General features: G+C 71.4%; 16 protein-coding genes. 8 read left to right on the top strand and 8 right to left on the bottom strand.

All coding sequences use genetic code 11. The features are described from left to right. Window positions 1-102: 102 nt before the first annotated feature. Window positions 103-411: a DUF4229 domain-containing protein gene (locus B2K11_RS11150; protein WP_163618344.1), complete on the top strand. Its 309-nt coding sequence runs from the start codon at window positions 103-105 to the stop codon at window positions 409-411. 244 nt (window positions 412-655) lie between these two features. Here B2K11_RS11150 and B2K11_RS11145 read toward each other — a convergent pair whose 3' ends face one another. Beyond that, window positions 656-1,639 carry a 1,4-dihydroxy-2-naphthoate polyprenyltransferase gene (locus B2K11_RS11145; RefSeq protein WP_163618343.1) on the bottom strand — a complete coding sequence of 328 codons (984 nt, stop codon included), beginning with the start codon at window positions 1,637-1,639 and terminating at the stop codon, window positions 656-658. A gap of 86 nt (window positions 1,640-1,725) precedes the next feature. Between B2K11_RS11145 and B2K11_RS11140 the strand changes: the two genes are divergently transcribed. Further along, window positions 1,726-2,115: a VOC family protein gene (locus tag B2K11_RS11140; protein ID WP_163618342.1), complete on the top strand. Its 390-nt coding sequence runs from the start codon at window positions 1,726-1,728 to the stop codon at window positions 2,113-2,115. Between the two features lie 333 nt (window positions 2,116-2,448). Here the strand turns inward: B2K11_RS11140 and B2K11_RS11135 are convergent, their stop codons facing one another. Together B2K11_RS11135 and B2K11_RS11130 are read right to left on the bottom strand one after the other, a co-directional pair. Next, a complete protein-coding gene (locus tag B2K11_RS11135) occupies window positions 2,449-3,603 on the bottom strand; it encodes an AMP-binding protein (RefSeq protein ID WP_163618341.1) in 1,155 nt (384 codons plus the stop codon). A 103-nt stretch (window positions 3,604-3,706) separates the two neighbouring features. After that, the gene (locus B2K11_RS11130; protein WP_163618340.1) at window positions 3,707-4,636 is read right to left on the bottom strand and encodes a 1,4-dihydroxy-2-naphthoyl-CoA synthase; all 930 of its coding nucleotides are present in this window, start codon (window positions 4,634-4,636) and stop codon (window positions 3,707-3,709) included. 76 nt (window positions 4,637-4,712) lie between these two features. On the opposite strand from B2K11_RS11130, the gene B2K11_RS11125 reads away from it, so the two are divergent. From B2K11_RS11125 to B2K11_RS11115, 3 genes are read left to right on the top strand one after another with little or no spacing between them, the layout of a single operon-like run. Next, window positions 4,713-5,258 carry a hypothetical protein gene (locus B2K11_RS11125; RefSeq protein ID WP_163618339.1) on the top strand — a complete coding sequence of 182 codons (546 nt, stop codon included), beginning with the start codon at window positions 4,713-4,715 and terminating at the stop codon, window positions 5,256-5,258. Window position 5,259: 1 nt separating this feature from the next. Continuing rightward, window positions 5,260-8,400, top strand: coding sequence for an ATP-binding cassette domain-containing protein (locus tag B2K11_RS11120; protein ID WP_163618338.1), 3,141 nt, complete (start codon window positions 5,260-5,262; stop codon window positions 8,398-8,400). 26 nt (window positions 8,401-8,426) lie between these two features. Further along, window positions 8,427-8,864: a hypothetical protein gene (locus B2K11_RS11115; RefSeq protein WP_163618337.1), complete on the top strand. Its 438-nt coding sequence runs from the start codon at window positions 8,427-8,429 to the stop codon at window positions 8,862-8,864. A 39-nt stretch (window positions 8,865-8,903) separates the two neighbouring features. Here B2K11_RS11115 and B2K11_RS11110 read toward each other — a convergent pair whose 3' ends face one another. The 4 genes from B2K11_RS11110 to B2K11_RS11095 form a co-directional block, all read right to left on the bottom strand. Beyond that, window positions 8,904-12,683 carry a homocysteine S-methyltransferase family protein gene (locus tag B2K11_RS11110; protein WP_163618336.1) on the bottom strand — a complete coding sequence of 1,260 codons (3,780 nt, stop codon included), beginning with the start codon at window positions 12,681-12,683 and terminating at the stop codon, window positions 8,904-8,906. A gap of 288 nt (window positions 12,684-12,971) precedes the next feature. Continuing rightward, window positions 12,972-13,769 (bottom strand): LLM class F420-dependent oxidoreductase, encoded by a 798-nt coding sequence (locus B2K11_RS11105; protein WP_163618335.1) that lies wholly within the window; start codon window positions 13,767-13,769, stop codon window positions 12,972-12,974. 63 nt (window positions 13,770-13,832) lie between these two features. After that, window positions 13,833-14,795: a permease prefix domain 1-containing protein gene (locus B2K11_RS11100; RefSeq protein ID WP_163618334.1), complete on the bottom strand. Its 963-nt coding sequence runs from the start codon at window positions 14,793-14,795 to the stop codon at window positions 13,833-13,835. A 1-nt stretch (window position 14,796) separates the two neighbouring features. Further along, window positions 14,797-15,132: a PadR family transcriptional regulator gene (locus B2K11_RS11095; protein ID WP_163618333.1), complete on the bottom strand. Its 336-nt coding sequence runs from the start codon at window positions 15,130-15,132 to the stop codon at window positions 14,797-14,799. Between the two features lie 231 nt (window positions 15,133-15,363). Between B2K11_RS11095 and B2K11_RS11090 the strand changes: the two genes are divergently transcribed. Then, window positions 15,364-16,365, top strand: a complete 1,002-nt coding sequence (locus tag B2K11_RS11090; RefSeq protein ID WP_239525945.1) for an o-succinylbenzoate synthase — start codon at window positions 15,364-15,366, stop codon at window positions 16,363-16,365. Between the two features lie 305 nt (window positions 16,366-16,670). On the opposite strand, the gene B2K11_RS11085 is transcribed toward B2K11_RS11090, so the two are convergent. Next, complete coding sequence (locus B2K11_RS11085; protein WP_163618332.1) at window positions 16,671-17,309, bottom strand: TetR/AcrR family transcriptional regulator; 639 nt, start codon at window positions 17,307-17,309, stop codon at window positions 16,671-16,673. Window positions 17,310-17,445: 136 nt separating this feature from the next. On the opposite strand from B2K11_RS11085, the gene B2K11_RS11080 reads away from it, so the two are divergent. Together B2K11_RS11080 and B2K11_RS11075 are read left to right on the top strand one after the other, a co-directional pair. After that, window positions 17,446-20,475, top strand: coding sequence for an MMPL family transporter (locus B2K11_RS11080; RefSeq protein ID WP_163618331.1), 3,030 nt, complete (start codon window positions 17,446-17,448; stop codon window positions 20,473-20,475). Then, complete coding sequence (locus B2K11_RS11075; RefSeq protein ID WP_239525944.1) at window positions 20,472-22,487, top strand: YhgE/Pip domain-containing protein; 2,016 nt, start codon at window positions 20,472-20,474, stop codon at window positions 22,485-22,487. The genes B2K11_RS11080 and B2K11_RS11075 overlap by 4 nt, the downstream gene beginning before the upstream one ends. Window positions 22,488-22,633: the final 146 nt, after the last annotated feature.

Here is a 22,633-nt window from a genome sequence, read left to right as displayed (position 1 = left end):
CTTCCCATCCTAGGCGGGCGGGGCCCGCCGTGGGCGCTTCGCTGTGGGTCCGTGACGCAACCGTCGCCGAACCCGCCGGCGGGGCGAACGTAGGATGGACGGGTGAAAGCGCGCTCGGCCATCGTCTACTCGGTGCTGCGGCTGCTGGCGTTCCTCGTGCCGTTCGGCATCCTGATGCTGTTCCCGATCATGCAGGAGTACTACTGGCTCGCCGCCATCTTCGCCGCACTCATCGGCCTGAGCCTCTCGGTGCTCTTCCTGCGCAAGCCGCTGGAGGACGCGACCGCAGGCCTCGCCGAGCGCCGCGACCGTTCGCGCACCACGGCGACGGACGAGCAGGCGGAGGATGCCGCGGCCGACGCGGCCGCCGACCCCCCCGCTCCCGACGCACCCGAGACCCCCAAGTCCTGACCCCGGTCGCCCGCCGCGGTGCCGACGTCGACCGGGTGAGCAGGCGCCTTCGCTCTCCCGATGCGTCGCGCTCGCGATCTCAACAGGTCAACCGCGCTTCCACAGGAGGTTGGAACGGTTCAACGTCCTGTTGAAGCGCGTTTCTCCTGTGGAGCGACCGCGGCCTTGATCGGACCCTCAGCCGTGGCTCGACCCGACACCCCGGCCGGAGGCGAAAGGGATGCCGGAGGCCGTGGCATCCGCCTCAGCCGATGAAGGCCCACATCAGGAAGGCGCCGTAGGCGACCGACGTGAGCGAGGTGAGGCCGAGGGCGACCACGAGCTCGCGCGGATCGCGGTAGGTCCACACGATGAGGATCGCGGGGAGCCCCGCGAGCAGGGCGAGCAGCGTGAGCCAGGCGATCGGGTAGCCGATGAACGCGAGGAACGCCGCGATGAGGAACGCCGCCAGCACGAACACGGTGAACAGCCAGCGTGTGGCGGTACGGCCGATGAGCACGGTGAGAGTCTTCTTGCCCGCGACGCGGTCCTGGTCGATGTCGCGGAGGTTGTTCGCCAGGAGCACCGCGCACGCGAGGAGTCCGACTCCGACGGCGCCGAACCAGGCCTCCTGCGGCAGCGCGAGCGCCTGCACCCACGTGGTGCCGAGCGTCGCCACGAGGCCGAAGAAGACGAAGACGAAGAGCTCACCGAGGCCGTAGTAGCCGTACGGGCGCTTGCCGCCGGTGTAGAACCACGCGGCGATGATGCAGACGGCGCCGACCGCGAGCAGCCACCACTGCTGCGTGCGGATCGTGATCGCGAGGCCTGCCACCGCCGCGATCGCGAAGAAGGCCAGCGCCACCAGCAGCACGCTGCGCGGCCTGACCTTGCGCGACGCGGTGAGGCGCGCGGGCCCCACGCGGAAGTCATCGGTGCCGCGGATGCCGTCGCTGTAGTCGTTGGCGTAGTTGACGCCGATCTGCAGCGACACCGAGACGATGAGGCAGAAGAGCGCGATCACCCAGTGGAAGACGTCGGTGACGAGGATCGCGGCACCGGTGCCGACGAGGATCGGCGTGACCGCCAGCGGCAGGGTGCGGAGGCGCGCGGCTCCGATCCAGTCGCCGACCGTGGGTTTCGCGATGTGCGCGGGGTCACGCGATACGCGCGCCTTCTGCGGGTTTCCCCGCGGCTGCTGCTTCTTCGCGCCCGCGGCGCCACGCTTCTTACTGGAGGTTGCTGCCACGAATGCACATCATAGGGCTCGCACCCATGCCAGCGTGACTCGGTCGACCCCCTGTGGATGTCGGACGCTGCCACCATCATGGGGCCATGTTGAGCATCGGATCCGTGGTCCTGACGGTGGAAGACATCGGCCGTGCCGGAGAATTCTGGCGCGCCGCCCTCGGATATGCGAACCGCAGCGAGCCCAGCGACGACTGGGTCATCCTCGACCCGCCCGGAAAGGCCCACTGGGCCGCACCGGGTGCGAGCCTCGCGCTGTCGGTCACCGGATACCCGCAGCACTACCCGCCGCGCATCCACCTGGACCTGTACGCCGAGGATCAGGCCGCCGAGATCCAACGATTGCTGGGGCTCGGCGCGCGCGAGGTGGACTGGGAGGGCTACCCCGAAGACGCCGACTGGGTCGTGCTCGAAGACACCGAGGGGAACCGCTTCTGCGTCGTGCAGACCGGACCGTACCCCGACTCCGAGGATTGAGCGCGCCGCGCCAGCGACCGAGACCTCGAGCTCCGGTCGTAGAGCGAGGCAGCGCCAGCGACCGAGACCTCGAGCTCCGGTCGTAGAGCGAGGCAGCGCCAGCGACCGAGACCTCGAGCTCCGGTCGTAGAGCGCGGCAGCGCCAGCGACCGAGACCTCGAGCTCCGGTCGTTGAGCGAGGGAGCGCCAGCGACCGAGACGAAACGCCTCGAACCTCGCGCGTGCGCCGGGTTGCGAGCGTTTCGTCTCGCTCGTACCCCGCTCGCTCGACGACCGGGGAGGATGACGGCAGGTCGGGAGCGGTGTCTGCGCCGCCGACGCAGCGACGGCCGGTCAGTGCAGGGCGATCACGGCGCGACGGATCGCCTCGCGGTCGGGCTTGCCCGAGGGCAGCGTGGCCAGTTCGTCGACGAGCACGAGCCGCGACGGGCGCGCGTGCGCGCCGATCTCGGCCTGCACGGCGGCACGCGCCTCCTGCAGCTGGACGGCTTCGCTGCGGCGCAGCGCCTCGCCGCGGGAGGCGACGACGACGGATGCCTCGCCCCAGCGTTCGTCCGGAATCCCGACGACGACGGCGGTGTCGAGTCCGGGTATCCCCCGCACGATCCGCTCGACGCGGTCGAGCGAGACGTTGACGCCGCCCGACACGATGACGTTGTCGATACGGCCCCGCACCCGCAGGACGCCGTCGTCGAAGATACCTGCGTCGCCGGTGCGGTACCACCGCGTGCCGTCGCGCCCGCGGAGGAAGGCGGCATCCGTCCGCTCCTGGTCGCCCAGGTACCCCTCAGCCAGAGTGGGTCCCGACACCTGAACCTCGCCGTGCTCGATCCGCAGCCGCACGTTCGCGAGCGGCACGCCGTCGTAGACGCAGCCGCCGCTGGTCTCGGTCGAGCCGTAGGTGCGGACGATGCGCGCCCCCGCCATCTCGGCACGTTCGAGCGTCGCTGCGGGCAGCGCCTGGCCGCCGACGAGGATCGTCTCGAACGACCGCAGCGCCGAGAGCACCGCACCGTCGTGCTCGGCCGCGTCGAGCAGCTTGGACAGCTGCGCCGGCACGAGCGACGTGAAGGTCGGAACGCGCTCGCCTCGGTCGGTCGACACCATCAGCAGCGCCGCGGCCGCGAACGCCTGCGGCGTGAACGCCCCCGCGAGGATCGCCGGCTCGCGGTCGGCGACGAGAGAGCGCACGAGCACCTGCAGTCCCGCGACGTAGCTCGCCGGGAGGGCCAGCAGCCACGCGCCGTCGCCGATGCGGTCGGCGGTCGCCAGTGCGCTCGCGGTGAGGGCGTCGCGACTGAGCACGACGCTCTTCGGGATGCCGGTGGACCCTGAGGTCGTCACGACCACCGCAGTGCCGGGTCGAACCTCGGCGGGCAGTCCTTCCACGAGCCCGAGGCTGAGCGCCGGACCCGCGCCGTGCAGCGCCCCGCGCAGAGCTCGGAGGATCTCGCGCGGATCGTCGCCGACGACGGGCTCGAGTTTCATCGGTCTGCACAACTCCACGGATCAGGGTTCGCCTGGGCCCACGTGGGGCCGAGCGGGGCGCGGTGCAATGAGATGCGTGGAGTTCTGCAGATCGCGATCAGCATCAGAAGTGCCAGGGGTAGGGCGACCAATCGGGGGCGCGCTTCTCGAGGAAGGCGTCGCGGCCCTCGACGGCCTCGTCGGTGCCGTAGGCCAGGCGGGTGGCCTCGCCGGCGAACACCTGCTGGCCGACCATCCCGTCGTCGACCGCGTTGAACGCGAACTTCAGCATGCGGACGGCAGTCGGCGACTTGGTGAGGATGGTCCGCGCCATGGCGAGAGCCTCGCGCTCGAGCTCGGCGTGCGGCACGACGCGGTTGACGGCGCCCATCTCGTACGCGCGCTGCGCCGAGTACTCCTCGGCGAGGAAGAACACCTCGCGCGCGAACTTCTGCCCGATCTGACGCGCGAAGTACGCCGAGCCGTAGCCGGCGTCGAACGAGCCGACATCGGCGTCGGTCTGCTTGAACCGGCCGTGCTCGGCCGACGCGATCGACAGGTCGCACACGACGTGCAGCGAGTGGCCGCCGCCCGCCGCCCAGCCCGGAATGACCGCGATGACGACCTTCGGCATGAAGCGGATCAGCCGCTGGACCTCGAGGATGTGCAGGCGACCTGCTCGAGCGGATGCCTCGGCGGGAACGGATGCCTCGTCATCGGAGTACTTGTAGCCGTCGCGCCCGCGGATGCGCTGGTCGCCGCCCGAGCAGAACGCCCAGCCGCCGTCCTTCGCGCTCGGCCCGTTGCCGGTCAGCAGCACCACACCGATGCGCGGGTCCTGCCGCGCGATGTCGAGCGCGCGGTACAGCTCGTCGACGGTGTGCGGGCGGAAGGCGTTGCGCACCTCGGGACGGTGGAAGGCGATGCGGGCGATGCGCCCGTCCTTCGAGACATGGGAGGTGATGTCGGTGTAGCCGCCCGCCTGCCCGTCGCTTTCGCCCTGGCCCGGTGCCGGCGACCACTCGTCCTCGTCGAACAGTTCCGAAACGCTCACCCGGCCAGCCTAGAGCCGCCCGTCCGCGAGCGTCATCGGGCAACCGGACGACTCCGCCCGCAACTACCCTGGATCGGTGACCCCGACTCTCCGCACCGTCGCCGCTGCCGCGGCATCCGCTGCCCTGCTGTTCGCCCTCGTCGCCTGCACCGGCAGCCCGGACGCGACCCCCACGCCCACGCAGACGAAGACCGTCGCGATCCTCGACAGCGCGTGCGCCGACGACGCGGGGATCACCGTCGCGGTCGACGCGTCGGCTCTCGAAGACGGCGACAGCGAGGAATGGTGCATCGGCACCGACGAGGCCCTGGCCGCCGCCGACGCCCTCACGCTCGTGAACGTGTCGACCGAGGGCACCGACGAGTACGGCGACGAGGTCGTGTGCCGCGTGAACGGCGTGCCCGCCGAAGACGTCGCGATCCCCGCCCCAGACGGCTCGGAGCACTTCGAGACCTGCGAGTCGATGGCGCCCGCCTTCGCCTACTGGGGGCTCTGGCTGAAGCCCGCGGGTGGCGAGTGGGACTACGCCCAGGAGGGCATCCTGACCCTCGAACTCCAGCCGGGCGAGTCGCTCGCGCTGGTCTACACGCTGAACGGCGAGCCGGCCGCGCCGACATCCTGACATGACCTTCCGACCCGGTCCTCTGCGTGCCGCGGCGATCCTCGCCGCAGGGTTCGTGGTGGCCCGGGTCGTATACCGCGTCCTCTTCCACGGCGCCGACGGCGACGGCGTGGTCCTGCTGGACCTGCCGGCCGTGCGGCTGCCGGCGCCGTTCGCGCACGTCGTGCTGCTCGGTCCGGTCACGGTCGACGGATTATCGGATGCCGCAGCCAGTGCACTCCCCATCGCCCTGTGCATCCTCGCGTTCGGGGCGCTGAACGCCGTCGTCGACCTCAACCGCGTGTTCGCGCGGGCGTCGCGCCGTGGTCCGCTCCGGGGCATCGCCCGCGCCCTCGCCATCGCCGGGGCGACGCTCCCTTCCCTCGCCGACGGCGCCCGCGCGGTGCGGTTCGCGCAGCGGCTGCGCGGCGAGCGCGGCGGACCACGGATGCTGCTCCCCCTGCTCGAGCGCACGCTCGAGCGCGCCGGGGGCGTCGCTGCGGCGCTCGAGCTGCGCGGGTTCGCGGGACGCGTGCTCGACGGCGACTGCCTCGCACCCGTCGAGGCGCACGACGTCGCGATCGGAATCGGGCCGATGGCCCGCGGCATCCGTCTCCCCTCGGAGCTCGTGCTCGATGCCGGCACGCTGACCCTGGTGTCGGGCGCGACCGGGTCGGGGAAGTCCACGCTGCTGCGCGCGATCGCGGGCCTGCACACCCACACCGACGGCGGCCGGATCGCCGGCTCGCTGCGGGTCGTCGGACACGAGCGCGACCGGGTGCCCCCTCGCGACCTCGCGCAGCGCCTGGGCGTCGTGCTGCAGCATCCGCGTGAGGCGTTCGCGACCGAGCGCGTGCGCGACGAGATCGGGCTCGCGCTCGAACTCCGCGGCGTCGCGCCGGTGATCGTGGGTGCCCGAGTGGCCGAGGTGGCGGCGCGAGTCGGCGTGACAGGGCTCCTCGACCGGCCCACGCGCGGGCTGTCGGCCGGTGAGGCGACACTCGTCGCGATCGCCGCCGCGATCGTCGAGCACCCGATCCTGCTGCTGGTCGACGAGCCGCTCGCCGACCTCGACACCGACGCGCGGGCGCGGATCGCGGATCTGCTCGACGCCCTGGCGCACGAGGCGGGCATGTGCGTCATCGTCGCCGAGCACCGGGTGGCGACGCTGTCGGGGATCGCCGACACGGTGCTGCGCATCGACGACGGTGTGGTGCAGACGGTGGGAGCGGCCGGCGGAAGGTCGAGGACGCTCACGGAGCGGAATGCTTCCGGTTCGGAGCGCAGCGCCGGCGTTCGCGACTCGTCGTTCGCGCCGCGGACGCCCGCCCGGCCCTTCGAATCCCGAGATGCCGCGTGGACGGCGCAGTCCATGTCGACGGCGCAGTCCCGGCGCTCCGCAGAGCCGGTGCTCAGCGCCCGCGGCATCACGGTCAGCCACCGCGGGACGGTGGCCGTGTCGTCGGCCGACCTCGATCTGCGTGCGGGCGAGATCGTCGCGCTCGTCGGACCCAACGGCGCGGGCAAGTCGAGCCTGCTCGCGGCGCTGGCCCTGCCCGATCGCGGGATGCGGGTCACGTCGTCCGGGCGCGTGGCGCTGGTGCCGGATGCCTCCGACGACCTGTTCGTCTTCGACAGCGTCGCGGCCGAGTGCCGCCGCGCCGACACGCGAGCGGCTCGCCGTGCCCGGCGCACCGACCGCGGCGTCGGCCCCGACTCCGAGGGCTCCCCCGCCGGCCGAACCGCGCGCGCGGCGAGACGACGCCTTCCGGCCGGCGAGCATGCCACCGCCGCCCGGTTCGCCGGCTTTCTCGGCCTCGACCCGGATAGCGGTGAGTTCGCGGCGCGGCTGGCGGGGCATCCGCGTGATCTCTCCGTCGGCGAGCGGCGCTGCCTCGCCATCGCCATCCAGCTCGCGGACGCACCCGCCGTGCTGCTGGTCGACGAGCCGACGCGGGGCCTCGACCCTGCGGCGCGCGAGATGGTGTGGGCGGCGCTGGTGACCCGCGCCGACGCGGGCACTGCCGTGCTCGTGGCCTCGCATGAGCCCGACATCGCCGGCAGCGCCGACCGGGTGCTTCTGATGCGCGCGGGTGCGCTGAACACACCGGCGGCCTCCGCGCCGGCCGGTATGCCGCGCGCAGCCTACGGCGCGGCGACCCACGGCCCGGACTCCGTGCCGCCTCGAACGTCGGCCGACCGCGGCATGGCGGAGCCACCCCTCAGCGCTGCACCCCGCACACCCGACGGCCGGCCGGCGGGTGTGCTCGCGACCACCGCTCGACGCGAACACCTCTCGCCCCCGCGGACCTCTCGGCGTGCGCTGCTCCCCCTGCTCGTCGCCAATCTCGTCGCGCTCGCGGCGTTCTGCTGGCCGCTCGTCGCGACGGCCGTGCCCGAGCAGGCCTACGCCGCGGTGCCGATCGCGGCCTTGGCGCTGGCGCCGCTCGCCGCGCTCGTCGTGATCGCGACGCTCGACGGCAGGGTGCGGTCGGCGCACATGCTCGCCCTCCTCGGCACGCTCGCCGCGATCGGCGCCGCGGTGCGCATCGCCGGCACCGGCGTCGGCGGCGTCGAGGCGGTCTTCATCCTGCTGATCCTCGCCGGGCGCGCGTACGGCGCCCGCTTCGGCATGCTGCTCGGCATGGCGACCATCGCGCTGTCCACCCTCATCACCGGCACATTCGGACCGTGGACGCCGTTCCAGATGTTCGCCTGCGCCTGGGTGGGCGCGGTGGCAGGACTGCTCCCGGGACGATCGACACGCCCCCTTCAGGTGCCGCTGAAGCGTCGCCCGGAGCCCGCGGGCGCGTGGGCTCGGTCGCGCATCACCGAGATCGCCATGCTCTGCCTCTACGGTGTCATCGCGTCGTACAGCTTCGGCCTGCTCATGAACCTGTGGTTCTGGCCCTTCGCCGTGGGGTCCGGCACCGGCATCTCGTACGACGGCGGCGCGCCGCTGGATGTCAACCTCTCGAGCTTCCTGCTGTACTCGCTCGTCACGTCGACGCTCAGCTGGGACACCCTCCGCGCCATCACGACCGTCGTCGGCCTGATCGTGGTGGGCCGGCCGATCCTCGCCGCCCTGCGACGTGCGAAGCCGCTGAGCTCTGCGGGTCCTGCCGCGCCGGTGGCGCACCGGCGGGTCGAGGCTCTACGGTGACGGAAGAGTTGAAGTGGAAGGGCCCCATGACATCGACGACCGCTGTGAGCCGTCCTCCCGCCGCCATGCCGCTGGTCGGGCACTACGTTCCCGAGATCCTGTCCCTGGCGCGGCGGGGCCTGGTGTGGGCCGTGCTGTACGGGACGTTCGCCCGGGCCTCGCGCGGCGGCTGCGTGCCGCTGAATGACTCGGTCGAGCCCGTCTGCTACAACGCGACCCTCGACCCGTCGCCGTTCACCTGGTTCGTGATGGCTCTGCTCTTCGTCATCGCCCTCGGGTCCGCCGCGAAGGCCACCCGCACCGCGGTGATCAACCGCACCCTTCGCATCGCGGCGACGGCCCTGTGGGCCGTGCCGCTCCTGGCCGCAGTGCTCGCGCTGACGTCGTTCCTCACGGCTTCCCCGGAGGCCCTGTGGAACGGACTCCCACCCGCGAACGTGACGGTCCAGCTCACCTCGGACTGACGACCGAGCGATGACGGATGCCGCAGGCCGCGGCATCCCTCAGACCGAGAAGTACTTCGCCTCGGGGTGGTGGAAGACGAAGGCATCGGTCGACTGCTCAGGGTGCAGCTGCAGCTCTTCGCTGAGCTCGACGCCCATGCGCTCGGGCCGGAGGAGCTCGACGACCTTGCGGCGATCCTCCATGTCGGGGCATGCCGGGTAGCCGAGTGAGAAGCGGGCGCCGCGGTACTCCAGCTTGAACAGCCCCGCGGTCTCGGCGGGGTCCTCCCCCGAGAAGCCCAGCTCGGAGCGGATGCGGGCGTGCCAGAACTCGGCGAGCGCCTCGGTCAGCTGCATCACGAGCCCATTGAGCTCGTAGTAGTCGCGGTACTTGTCTTCGGCGAACAGCTTCGCGGTGACGGAGTCGATGTGCGCGCCGGCCGTGACGAGCTGCACCGGGAGCACGTCGACGGTGCCCGATTCGCGCGCCCGGACGAAGTCGGCGAGGCACAGGTGGCGGTCGCGGCGCTGGCGCGGGAAGTGGAACCGCAGGCGCTCGGTGCCGAGCTCCCCGCCACGCCCGGAGCCTGCGGAGGGCCCATCGATGCTGCCGCCGTCCGGTGCGAGCAGGCCGGCGGTGCCGAGCACGCCGGCGGGGTCGTCGCCGTGGTGCAGCACGATGACGTCGTTGCCCTCCGACACGACCGGGAAGTAGCCGTACGCGACCGACGCGTCGAGCATGCCCTCGCCGAGGATGCGGTCGAGCCAGTAGCGCAGCCGCGGACGCCCCTCGGTGTCGACGAGCTGCTCGTACGACGCGCCGTCCTCGCCGCGGCCGGGCTTCAGACCCCACTGGCCCATGAAGGTCGCGCGCTCATCGAGGAACGCGGCGTAATCGTGCAGCGCGATGCCGCGGACGATGCGCGTGCCCCAGAACGGCGGCGCGGGCACGGGGTTGTCGGATGCCACGTCCGATCGCCCAGGCATCGCCTCGGGTTCGGTGAGTGTGAGCTTCGACCCGGCCGCATGGCGCCGCTTCTTCAGCGCGGGGAGCCCGACCGACGCCGGGTCGGCGCCGCGCGCGATCTTCACGAGCGGCTCCATGAGGGCCAAGCCCTCGAAGGCGTCGCGGGCGTAGCGCACCTCGCCGTCGAAGAGGCTCGCCAGGTCGTCCTCGACGTACGCGCGCGTGAGCGCCGCACCGCCGAGGATCACCGGCCACTTGGTGCCGAGGCCACGGGAGCGGAGCTCCTCGAGGTTCTCCTTCATGACGACCGTCGACTTCACGAGCAGACCCGACATGCCGATGACGTCGGCGTTGTGCTCCTCGGCTGCGGCGATGATGTCGCCGATCGGCTGCTTGATGCCGAGGTTGACGACGTCGTACCCGTTGTTGGTGAGGATGATGTCGACGAGGTTCTTGCCGATGTCGTGCACGTCGCCGCGGACCGTCGCGAGCACGATGCGGCCCTTGCCCGAGGCATCCGACTTCTCCATGTGCGGTTCGAGGAGAGCCACCGCGGTCTTCATCACCTCGGCGGACTGCAGCACGAACGGCAGCTGCATCTCGCCCGCGCCGAACCGCTCGCCGACGATCTTCATGCCCTCGAGCAGATGGTCGTTGATGATCTGCAGCGGGGCGAGGCCGCCCTCGCGTGCGAGGTCGAGATCGGCTTCGAGGCCCTTGCCCTCGCCGTCGATGATGCGGCGCTCGAGCCGCTCGCCCACCGGCAGCGCGGCCAGCTCGGCGGCGCGCTGGTTGCGCAGCGCCGCGGTGTCGACGCCGGCGAAGAGGTCGAGCATCCGTGCCAGCGGGTCGTACGTGACGTTGCCGTCGGCGTCGTACTCCCGGCGATCCCACACGAGGTCGAGGGCCACTTTGCGCTGCTCGTCGGAGATCGAGGCGAGCGGAACGATCTTCGCCGCGTCGATGATGCCCGAAGTGAGCCCGGCCTCGGCCGCCTCGTGCAGGAACGCCGAGTTCAGCACGCTCCGCGCGGCGGGGTTCAGGCCGAACGACACGTTCGAGACGCCCAGGGTCGTGTTGATGCCCGGGTACTTCGCGGTGATCTGCCGGATCGCCTCGATCGTCTCGATGGCGTCACGGCGGGTCTCCTCCTGGCCGGTCGCGATCGGGAACGTCAGACAGTCGACGATGATGTCGCTGACGCGCAGCCCCCACTCGCCGACGAGCTCATCGATGAGCCGCGTGGCGATCTGCACCTTGCCCTCGGTGGTGCGGGCCTGGCCGTGCTCATCGATCGTCAGCGCCACGACGGCGGTGCCGTGCTCCTTCACGAGCGGCATGATGCGGCCGAAGCGCGAGGTCGGGCCGTCGCCGTCCTCGTAGTTCACGGAGTTGACGACCGGGCGTCCGCCGATCAGCTCGAGCCCCGCTGCGATGACCGCCGGCTCGGTCGAGTCGATGACGAGCGGCAGCGTCGAGGCGCTCGCGAGGCGCGATACGACCTCGCGCATGTCGGCGGCACCGTCGCGCCCGACGTAGTCGGTGCAGACGTCCAGCAGGTGGGCGCCGACGCGGATCTGGTCGCGGGCGATCTCGACGCAGTCGTCCCACCGCTCCTCGAGCATTGCCTCGCGGAACGCCTTCGAGCCGTTCGCGTTGGTCCGCTCGCCGATCGCGAGGTACGAGGCATCCTGCTGGAACGACACATGCTGATACAGCGACGCGACGCCGGGGTCGTCGGTCGTTGAGCGAGCGAGGAACGAGCGAGACGAAACGCCCCGGGCGTCCGCGAGAGCTTCGGCGCGTTTCGCCTCTGCGTTTCGACTCGCAAGCTCGCTCAACGACCGCGTGCCTCGCTCGGTCAACGACCGGGAGGCGTCGCGGAAGGGGCTGAGCCGCTCGACGACCGCGGCGAGGTGCTCGGGCGTCGTGCCGCAGCATCCGCCGACGAGGCCCAGGCCGAACTCGCGCACGAACTGCTCGTGCGCCGTCGCGAGCTCGGCGGGCGACAGCGGGTAGTGCGCGCCGTTCGCCCCGAGCACGGGAAGCCCGGCGTTCGGCATGCACGCGACGGGCACGGTGGCGTACTTCGACAGGTGCCGCAGGTGCTCGCTCATCTCGGTCGGGCCCGTGGCGCAGTTGAGGCCGATGGCGTCGACGCCGAGCGGCTCGATCGCGGTCAGCGCCGCGCCGATCTCGGACCCCATGAGCATGGTGCCGGTCGTCTCGACGGTCACCTCGACGAAGATCGGCAGACGGATGCCGCGGCTCACGATCGCCTGTCGGCAGCCGTTGATGGCGGCCTTCGTCTGCAGCAGATCCTGCGAGGTCTCGACGAGGAACGCGTCGGCGCCGCCGTCGATGAGTCCCTCGGCCTGCAGCGCGAACGTCTGCTTCAGGTTGTCGTACGTCGTGTGGCCGAGGCTCGGGAGCTTCGTGCCGGGGCCCATGGAGCCGAGCACCCAGCGCACGCGCCCGTCGACGGACTCGGCCGCCTCGACCCGCTCACGCGCGATGCGCGCCCCTGCGGCGGCCAGCTCGGCGATGCGGTCGTCGATGCCGTAGTCGCCGAGGTTCGACCAGTTCGCACCGAACGTGTTGGTCTCGACCGCGTCGACGCCGACCTCGAGGTACGCGTCGTGGATCGCCGCGACGACATCCGGGCGCGAGACGTTGAGGATCTCGTTGCAGCCCTCGAGGCCCTGGAAATCGCCCTCGATCGAGAGGTCGTAGCGCTGCAGCATCGTGCCCATCGCCCCGTCGGCGATCACGACCCGCTCGCGTACGCCCTCGAGCAGCTGCTGCGAGCGCTCCGGACGCGGCACGCCGTCGATGTCGAGGGCGAAGCGGGGAGCGGTCGAGGCAGCGGTCACCCGCGCGAGTTTAGTCGCGGCATCCGTCCCCGCCGCCGTCCGTGACGGCTATCGACGACCTGCCGGGCCCATGCGCGGCCCCTGCCCCCGTCGGCATGTCCCGATCGATGGCCCTCATGTCCCGAAACCGGTCACAAGGAGCGGCAGGATCAGCAGAAATCGGGACATGCTCCGCGGAGACGGAGACGGAGACGGAGACGGAGTCCGCCGAAGCGCGAAAGGGTGGATTGCCGCACAGGCCCCAGCCGGAGGCGTGCGGGAATCTACCCTTTCGCGGATCCGGGCAGGTCAGGCGTTCTTCGAGTCGCGCCAGCGCAGCCACGACCGGATGAGGTCGTAGTCCCAGTCGGGGCCCTGGAAGCCGAGCGTGAAGAGGCGCACACCGGCGTCGTACAGCTCGTCGGCGAACCCCTCGCCGCGCTGGTGCAGCTCGTTGGAGATGACGAGGCCCGAGGTGTCGCGCTGCTCGCGCTCGGCCCAGCGCTCGATGACGTCGAGCTTGCGGGGCAGCTCGTCGGGGCGCACGAAGCTGTGCCAGATGTCGGCGTGCCGGGCGACGAGGCGCAGCGTCTTCTGCTCGCCCTTGCCGCCGATCATGACGGGGATCTCGCGGGTGGGCGCCGGGTTGAGCTTCTGCCAGCGGGCCTCGATCCGCTCGAGCCCGGCGGCGAGGTCGTCGAGCCGGGAACCGGCGGTGCCGAACTCGTACCCGTACTCCTCGTAGTCGCGGGCGAACCAGCCGGAGCCTGTCGCGAAGATGAAGCGGCCCACGCCGTCCTTCGCCGAGATGTGGTCGACGGTGCGGGCCATGTCGGCCTGCAGATCGGGGTTGCGGTAGCTGTTGCAGTTCACCAGCGCCCCGAACTCGACCCGCTCGGTCTGCTCCGCCCAGGCGGCGAGCATGGTCCACGACTCGAAGTGCAGGCCGTCGGGGTCGCCCGACAGCGGGAAGAAGTGGTCCCAGTTGAAGAGGACGTCGACGCCCATCTCCTCGAGACGCAGGACGGCGTCGCGGAACGCGGAGTACGGAGCGTGCTGGGGCTGCAGCTGCACGCCGAGCCGTACGGGTGTGTCGAGAAGAGGCATGGGCATCAGCCTAGAAGGAGGGGAGGGGTGCGAGGCGCACTCCTCCCCTCCTTCCTCTGTCGGTCACCGACGGGCGACGCCACCCCGCCGTGCCTTGATCGCGACGTCGATGATGTCCCACGCCGCGATGCCCGCGATCACGAAGCCGGTGACGACGGTCATGATCGCACCGACCTCGCCGCCCGGGATGATCGTGGCGAACCACTCGGGATTCAGCAGCTGGCCCCGTGCGAGAAGCACCAGAGCGGGCACCGCGACCGCCAGCGCCAGCACCGCGTTGACCACCGCGAGCGGAACCGTCCACCGTCCTCGGAAGTACACCGCGACGCTCAGCGCGGCCTCGAGCGCCATGAGCACGAACAGCGCCGCGTAGACCCACGGCCAGAGGTCCGGGTTGAAGAAGGACAGCCCGGGCTCGGTGGGGACGAAACCGATGAACCGGTCCCACAGGAGTGCCCCCGCCGCGACGACGAGGAAGACCAGGCTGGCCACCATGTCGCCGAATCCCGCACCGCTCTGTCGCGGCTCGGGCAGCATCTCGGGCTTCCAGAATCCGCCGTAGGGCTTGCGCATGCGGGCGCCGCTGCGCTCGAGGATCACGACGATCAGGATCGTCCAGAAGAAGACGTGCATCGCGACGTTGAGCATGGTGACGACGGTCGTGCCGATCACCTCGCCGATGTCGGCCCCCGACAGCGTCTGGGCGATCGCGATGCCGAGCCCTGCGAAGGGGATCACGATCCACAGCAGCAGCTTCGTCAGCCGCCACCAGTCGAGGTAGTACCGCGGCCCGATCAGGTACAGCTGCCGGTCGGTGTACTTCGCGGCGAGGATGTCAGGATCGCCGAGTTCGACGAGGACGGCGCGCTCGGCCTGCTCGCGCTGCTCGCCCTCGGCCACGCGCGCATCGACCTGGTCGTCGATCGAGGCGCGCAGCTCTGCGGCGAGGTCGTCGCGCTGGTCCTCGGGAACGGTGCGCATCGCCGCGTCGACGTAGCGGTCGGTGAGGGTGATGGTGCTGGTCATGTCAGTCCTCCTGGGGAAGGGCGTCGATCGCGGCGGCGATCGCGCGGAAATCGTCGGTGAGTGCGGTCGCGAGGCGCTTGCCCGCGGCGCTGGTGCGGTAGAACTTGCGAGGCCTCGCCTCATCGGTGTTCCACTCGCTCGTGAGGTGGCCCTGCTTCTCGAGACGCCGGAGGAGCGGATAAAGCGTGTTCGCGTCGGTGGGAAAGCCGTGCGCCCCCAGCTGTTCGAGCAGGCCGTACCCGTACCCCGGCGATTCGAGCAGCCGCAGACAGGCCAGCACGATGGTGCCGCGACGCAGCTCCTGCAGGTGCGTCTCGAGGATGTCGGATTCGCTCATGCGTCACACTGTACTGTGTGTCACACACTATCGTCAAGCGCACATTGTTATTGCGTATCGTCAGCCAAAAGCATGGCCCGGCGCGTGACACGCCGCGCCGCAGCATCCGTCACCGGCGCGTCGCCGTCGCCGACCCGACTTTTCGCAGGAGTCGTAGGCCAGGCGGCTGGTGCGGGCGTGAGCACCGACCCGCTTTCGCAGGAGTCGATGCCGGGGCGGCATGATGGGGACGTGAGCAACGACGCGAACCGGCCTACCCTGCACGAGCTCCTCGACACGGCGCGCGTGGTGTCGCTGCCGCTCGCGACCAGGTTCCGCGGCATCGACGTGCGCGAAGCGCTCCTCTTCGAAGGCCCCGAGGGCTGGGCGGAGTTCTCGCCGTTCCCCGAGTACGACGACGCGGAGGCATCGACGTGGCTCGCCGCGGCCATCGAAGACTCACGGATGCCGCGGCCCGCCGCCCGCCGTGAGCTCATCGCCGTCAACGCCACGGTGCCGGCGGTCGCCGCCGCAGACGTCCCCGCGGTGCTCGCACGCTTCGACGGCTGCCGTACGGCGAAGGTCAAGGTCGCCGAGGCCGGTCAGCTGCTCGCGGACGACGTCGCCCGCGTCCGCGCGGTGCGCGAGGCGATGGGTCCGGAGGGCCGCGTGCGCATCGACGCGAACGGCGCCTGGAACGTCGACGAGGCGGAGCGCGCGCTCCACGCGCTCGCCGAGTTCGACCTCGAGTACGCCGAGCAGCCGTGCGCGACCGTCGACGAGCTCGCCGAGCTGCGACGGCGCGTCAAGTACATGGACATCCCGATCGCCGCCGACGAGAGCGTGCGCAAGGCCGCCGACCCGCTGGCGGTGGCGCGCGCGGGCGCGGCCGACCTGCTGGTGATCAAGGCGCAGCCGCTCGGGGGCGTGCGGCGCGCACTCGAGATCGTGGCGGAGGCGGGGCTTCCCGCCGTCGTCTCCAGCGCCCTGGACACCTCGGTGGGGCTGTCGATGGGCGTGGCGCTTGCCGCAGCGCTCCCCCAGCTCGACTACGACTGCGGCCTGGGGACCGCGTCACTCTTCACCGCCGACGTCGCAGACCCGCCGCTGATCCCGCGCCACGGCTCACTGACGGTGGGCCGGGTCACGCCGGACGCCGCGCTGCTCGACGCGCATGCGGCATCCGCCGACCGCCGCCAGTGGTGGCTCGACCGCCTCGCGCGCTGCTACGAGGTGCTCGGCTCCGGGCGCTGACCAGGCGGTGGAGTGTCCGGTCGCGGCTCGCGGCGTTTCGTCTCGCTTCGCTCGCTCAACGACCGGGAGAAGTGTTCCGGTCGTTGCGCGAGGGAGCGCCAGCGACCGGGAGAAGTGTTCCGGTCGTTGAGCGAGGGAGCGCCAGCGACCGAGACGAAACGCGCTGAGCCGACGGGCCGCGCCTCGCTCGCCAGCGACCGGGAGAAGTGTTCCGGTCATTGAGCGCGGGAGCGCCAGCGACCGAGACGAAACGCGCTGAGCCGACGGGCCGCGCCTCGCTCGCTCAACGACCGCGCGGGCCCGCGTCAGAGCGGGTCGACCAGGGCCGTGGCGAGCCGCGCGGTGCGCTCGTTGACGAGCTGCTGCAGGTCGGCTGCACCGAGGCCGGTCATGATCCCGAACGCCGACGTGTCTTCCCAGGTCTGCAGGATGATGCCGGCGAACTCCGAGGCGGGCAGCCGCAGCCGGAACCCGTAAGTGCCGGCGAGCTCGTCGATGAACGAGCCGATACGATCCACCATCCCCCCCTGCCACGCGATGTACGTCTCGGCCAGGCGCTGGTCGCGCATAGCGCGGGTGCGGATCTCGCTCGTCAGCAGGATGCCCTGCTTCTTGTCGAACGCGACATCGAGCAGCTGACGCACCAGCGCGCCGGGCTCGAGGTCCTCACCGCGCTCCTGCAGCAACGCGACGCGCTCGGCGACCTCGTCGATCTTCTCGCCGGCGACGCGCTCCGTCAGCGCGAGCATCAGCTCGTCCTTGGTCTCGAAGTTCGAGTAGAACGCGCCGCGCGTGAACCCCGCGCGTTCGCAGATCGCCTCGACGGATGCCGCGTCCAGGCCGACCTCGGCGAACACGAGGGCGGCGGCATCCAGCAGCTTCTGCCGGGTCGCCTCACGGCGCCGTGACGTTCCGGCCACCTCCACCAGGGGGGTGTCGCTCATTGGGGCCTCCTACTAGGCCAGTCTCACACGCACTACACAGGTTCGGGCGGGCAACCCGCCTTACGATACACTCATGTATCCGATACAGCGCTGTATCGACACTTCCCGAACCCCTCATCCGTGAACCGGAGGCGCTGTGTCGACCCTTCTCTATGCGCTCGGCCGCTGGACGTACCGCCACCCGTGGCGCGTGCTCGTCTCGTGGGTGCTGCTGCTCGCGCTGGCCGGCGGCGGCGCGCTGGTGTTCATGAAGGGCACCGACAACTCGTTCTCGATCCCGGGCACCGAGGCTCAGGAGGGCATCGCGCTCCTGGACCGCAGCTTTCCCCAGGCGAGCGGCACGAGCGCGCAGCTCGTCATCGTCGCTGCGGACGGCGAGCAGGTCGATGAGGAGCCGTATGCCACGGCGATCGACGACACCGTCGCCCACCTCGAGGACCTCGACGGCGTGATCGCCGTCACCGACCCCTTCAACGAGATGGTCACGGGGATGGTGTCGGAGGACGAGTCGGCCGCGATCATCCGGCTGCAGTTCGACGGTCAGGCCACCGACGTGTCGGACGAGACGAAGGAGGGCCTGGAGGACGTCGCGGACGATCTGCGGGAGACCCTTCCCGAGGGTTCGCAGGTCGCCATGGGCGGCGACCTGTTCTCGACCTCGGTGCCCGCTCTCTCGCTCATCGAGGCCGTGGGCGTGCTCATCGCGCTGTTCGTGCTGATCGTGACGTTCCGCTCGTTCGCGGTGGCGTGGTTCCCGCTCGTGTCGGCGCTCATCGGCGTCGGCCTGGCGATCGCGCTCATCTACGTCTCGACCGCGTTCGCCTCGATCTCGTCGACCACGCCGATGCTCGCGATCATGCTGGGGCTCGCCGTGGGCATCGACTACGCCCTCTTCATCGTCGCCCGGCATCAGGACCAGGTGCGCGCGGGTGTGGAACCCGAGGAGTCCGCCGCGCGGGCCACCGGCACCGCCGGCTCGGCCGTCGTCTTCGCCGGCGTCACGGTGCTCATCGCGCTCATCGGGCTCGGCTTCGCCGGCATCCCGTTCCTCACGACCATGGGCATCGCGGCCGCCGTCGCCGTCGCGATCGCCGTGATCGTCGCCATCACCCTGACGCCCGCCCTGCTCGGCTTCGCGAAGGACCGCGTCGCCGGCTGGGGTCACGGCAGGAAGCGCCGTGGGATGCCGCTCCCCCGCCGTCGCGCGCATCACGACGCAACCGGGTCCGAGGGCGTTTCGACTCGCAAGCTCGCTCAACGACCGGAGGGCGATGACGCGGAGACCTCGGACGCGCTGAGCGGACCTTCTTCGGAGCAGGCTCAGGGGCGCGCGCGAGCGGACGCCGAGGTTGCGGAGACGCGCGAACAGCACACGAGCGCACCAGCCCCCGCAATGGTGGTGACCGACGCGACCCACGCGCCCGTGAAGAAGACGAACCGATGGGTGCTGCTGATCACCAACCACCCCATCATCACCACCATCGCGGTGGTGCTGACGCTCGGGGTCATGGCGATCCCCGCCGCGAGCCTCGGCCTCGCCCTGCCCAACGCCGGGCAGCAGCCCGAGTCGAGCCAGGCGCGTCAGGCCTACGACCTCACGGCCGAGCACTTCGGTCCGGGTGCGAACGGCCCGCTCATCATGACGGGCACGATCGTCACCTCGACCGACCCGCTCGGCCTCATGGCTGACTTGGCCGACGAGGTCGAGAAGGTTCCCGGGGTCAAGGAGGTCGCGCTCGCGACCCCGAACGAGACCGCCGACACCGGCCTCATCCAGATCGTGCCCGAAACCGCCCCCGACGACCCGGCGACCGCCGAGCTCGTGCGCGCGCTCCGCGATCTGGCCCCGGAGCTCGAGGACGAATACGGCGTCGACCTGAAGGTGACCGGCTTCACCGCGGTCGGCATCGACATCTCCGACCGCCTGGGCGCCGCCCTCCTGCCGTTCGGCGTCTTCGTCGTGGGGCTGTCGCTGGTGCTGCTCATGATCGTGTTCCGCTCGATCTGGGTGCCGATCAAGGCCGCCGCCGGCTACCTGCTCTCGGTGCTCGCCGCCTTCGGCGTCGTCGCGGCCGTGTTCGAGTGGGGCTGGGGCGCCGAGCTGCTCCACGTCGATCGCACCGGGCCGGTCATCAGCTTCATGCCGATCATCCTGATGGGCGTGCTGTTCGGGCTCGCGATGGACTACCAGGTGTTCCTGGTCAGCCGCATGCGCGAGGACTACGTGCACGCCCGCCGCGCCGCCGCCGGTCACTCGACGCGCGGCCGCAGGGACATCGCGCTCGGTGCCGTGCGATCGGGCTTCACCGCCTCGGCGCGCGTCGTCACCGCGGCGGCCGTCATCATGTTCGCCGTGTTCGCGGCGTTCGTGCCCGAGGGTGATGCGTCGATCAAGCCGATCGCGCTGGGCCTCGCCGTCGGCATCGCCGTGGACGCGTTCCTCGTGCGCATGACGCTCGTGCCCGCCGTCATGGCGCTGCTCGGCGACAAGGCGTGGTGGATCCCCCGGTGGCTGGACCGGATCCTCCCCCACTTCGACATCGAAGGCGAAGCGGTCGAGCGCGAGCTCTCGCTCGAGGCCTGGCCCGAGCCGAACACGACCGCCGCGGCCGTCGGCGAGGGCGTCGGCGTCCGTGCAGACGCGGGCGGCTCGGCCGGCGAGGTCGTGCTGTTCGAGGATGCCGCCTTCCGCGTCGAGCCCGGCGGCACCCTGATCGCCACCGGCGACCCGCGCGCGGCACGGGCCTTCGCGCTCACCCTGGCCGGACGGCTCGCGCCGAGCGACGGCCGGCTGCGCGTGGCAGGTCACCTGCTCCCCGAGCGGGCGGCCTGGGTGCGTGCCCACGTCGGCCTCGCATTGCTCGGTGACGCCGAGGACCGGCTGCCGGCGCTCCGGCGCGCTCTCGCCGGAAAGGCGACGGTCGTCGTCGTCGAGGGCGTCGACGCCCTCGACGCGGCCGAGCGCGACCAGGCGGGTGCGCTGCTGCGGGATGCCGCCGACGCGCTGCGCCGCGGAGCCGATGGCGCGCTCACGCTCATCGTGACCTCGCGCACCGAGAGCGCCGCGCTCGCGCTCCTCGCCGACGCGCACCGCCCCGAGGTGGCGTCGCTGACGCTGCACCCGGGCACCCCCCTGACCACCCCCACCGCAGAGGTGAACGCATGACCCCGAACTGGATCACCACGGCCGTCGAGCGCGCGCGCTCGCGCCGGCCCGTCACGTGGCTGACGCTCGTCGGCGTGCTGCTGCTGCCCGTCGTCATCGGCGGCATCCTGGTCGCGGCGCTGTACAACCCGGTCGAGCGACTGGACAGCCTCACCGCCGCGATCGTGAACGAAGACGAGCCCGTCACGATCGACGGGCAGACCGTGCCGCTCGGCCGGCAGCTCACCGCGGGCCTGGTCGAAGGATCGGACGAGCTCGACAGCAACCTCACCTGGACGATCTCGAACGAAGAGGATGCCGCGGCCGGCCTCGCCGACGGCACCTACGCCGCGGTCATCACGATCCCCGAGAACTTCTCGGCCGCCGCGACGTCGACGGCTCCGGGCTCGACGCCCGAGCAGGCCACCATCGAGGTCACGACACCGCCCGACAGCCTCATCGTCGACGACGCCATCACCGCGCAGGTCGCCACGGCCGCCGCATCGACCATGGGCACGCAGCTGTCGAGCGTGTACCTCGAGAACGTGTTCCTCGGCTTCACGACGCTGGGCGACCAGCTCGGCACGGCAGCCGACGGCGCCACGCAGCTCGCCGACGGCGCGACCCAGGCCGCCGACGGCGCCGCGCAGCTGCCCGACGGCATCTCGCAGCTCGCCGACGGCAACACCCAGCTGGCGGACGGCGCGTCACAGCTCGCGGATGGCGCCGGGCAGGTCGCCGGTGGAGCGACGTCGCTGCAGTCCGGTCTGACGACGATCGCGGGCAAGACCCGCGAGGCCGCGGCCGGCGCTCAGCAGCTCGCCGACAGCGTGAACGGCGGGGCGGCGCAGCTCGAATCCACCGGACTTGTGCCCCAGGAAGTCTCAGGCGTCGCCGGCCTGTCGGCGACGGCAGCCGCCGGTGTGCTGACGGTAGCGGAGAACTGCGTCGCCAGCGGCGCGCCGGAGGCGTACTGCGACACGTTGCTCGAAGCGGCGACGGGCGCGGATGCGGCCGCTTCGGGGACCGTTCTTGCACTCGACACCTTCGATGCGCAGGGCACCGCCACGTTCGCCGCCCAGTTCCGGCAGATCGGCACCGGTGTCTCGACTCTCGGCGGTGGCCTCACTCAGCTCGCCGGCGGCATCGACCAGTCCGCCGCGGGGGCGGGCCAGCTGGCGACCGGCGTCAGCGGCATCCAGGACGGCGCATCCGGCCTGGCCGACGGCGCCTCGCAGCTCGCCGACGGTGCGACGCAGGCGGCCGACGGTGCGACGAGCCTCGCCGACGGCGTCTCGCAGCTCGCGACCGGCACCTCGGAGCTCGCGAGCGGCCTGACGACGGCCTCCGAATCCCTCCCCTCGTACACCGACCAGGAGGCGACCGACCTCGCGTCCGTCGTCGCCGACCCGGTCGAGGCCGACGGCGTGGGGACCTCGCTGTTCGGCGCGTCGGCGGTCCCGCTGCTCGCGACGCTCGCGCTGTGGTTCGGCGGGCTCGGCACGTTCATCGCCCTGCAGGCCGTGTCGCGCCGCGCCCTCACGTCGCGCCAGCCGTCGGCGTTGCTCACGCTGCGGTCGTTCGCTCCGGCGGCGGGCCTCGGTGCGCTGCAGGGCGCGCTCGTCGCGGGCGTCGTCCAGCTCGCCGCGTCGTATGGCTGGGCCGAATGGTGGGCGCTCTTCGGTGTGTCGGTCGTCGCGGGCATCGCGTTCGCCGCCGTGAACCAGGCGCTCGTCGCAGTGTTCGGCGGCGCCGGGCGCTGGATCTCGGCGCTCATCGGCGTGCTCACCGTCGCGACCGGCGTGGTCTCGACCGTGCCGGGTGTGCTCTCGAGCGTCGCCGGCCTGATGCCGACCGCGCCCGCCTACAACGGCATGCTCGCCGCGCTCACCTCGACCGCGGGCCTCGGCGCCGCGCTCGCCGGCCTGGTGATCTGGACGCTGCTGGCGCTCGTCGCGACCATGATCGTCGTCGCTCGCCGGCGCAGCACCTCGGCGCGCGCGCTGCTGAACGCGACGCCCGCCACCGCCTAGGTCTTCGGCAGGAGAGTTCGCGCTCCACAGGACGGATCCCCCCGGACGGCCTGCGGAAGCGGAGTTCTCCTGCGGTAGGGCGCGCCCGGCGCACCGAGACGGCCAGAGCCTCGAGCGGAGAAGATCGGCCGATCGGCCGATCTGTC

Source organism: Microbacterium sp. B35-30 (assembly GCF_010634855.1).
GTDB lineage: Bacteria > Actinomycetota > Actinomycetes > Actinomycetales > Microbacteriaceae > Microbacterium.
Note: the sequence above shows the minus strand (reverse complement) of the source record. Positions and strands in the feature narration are given on the sequence as shown.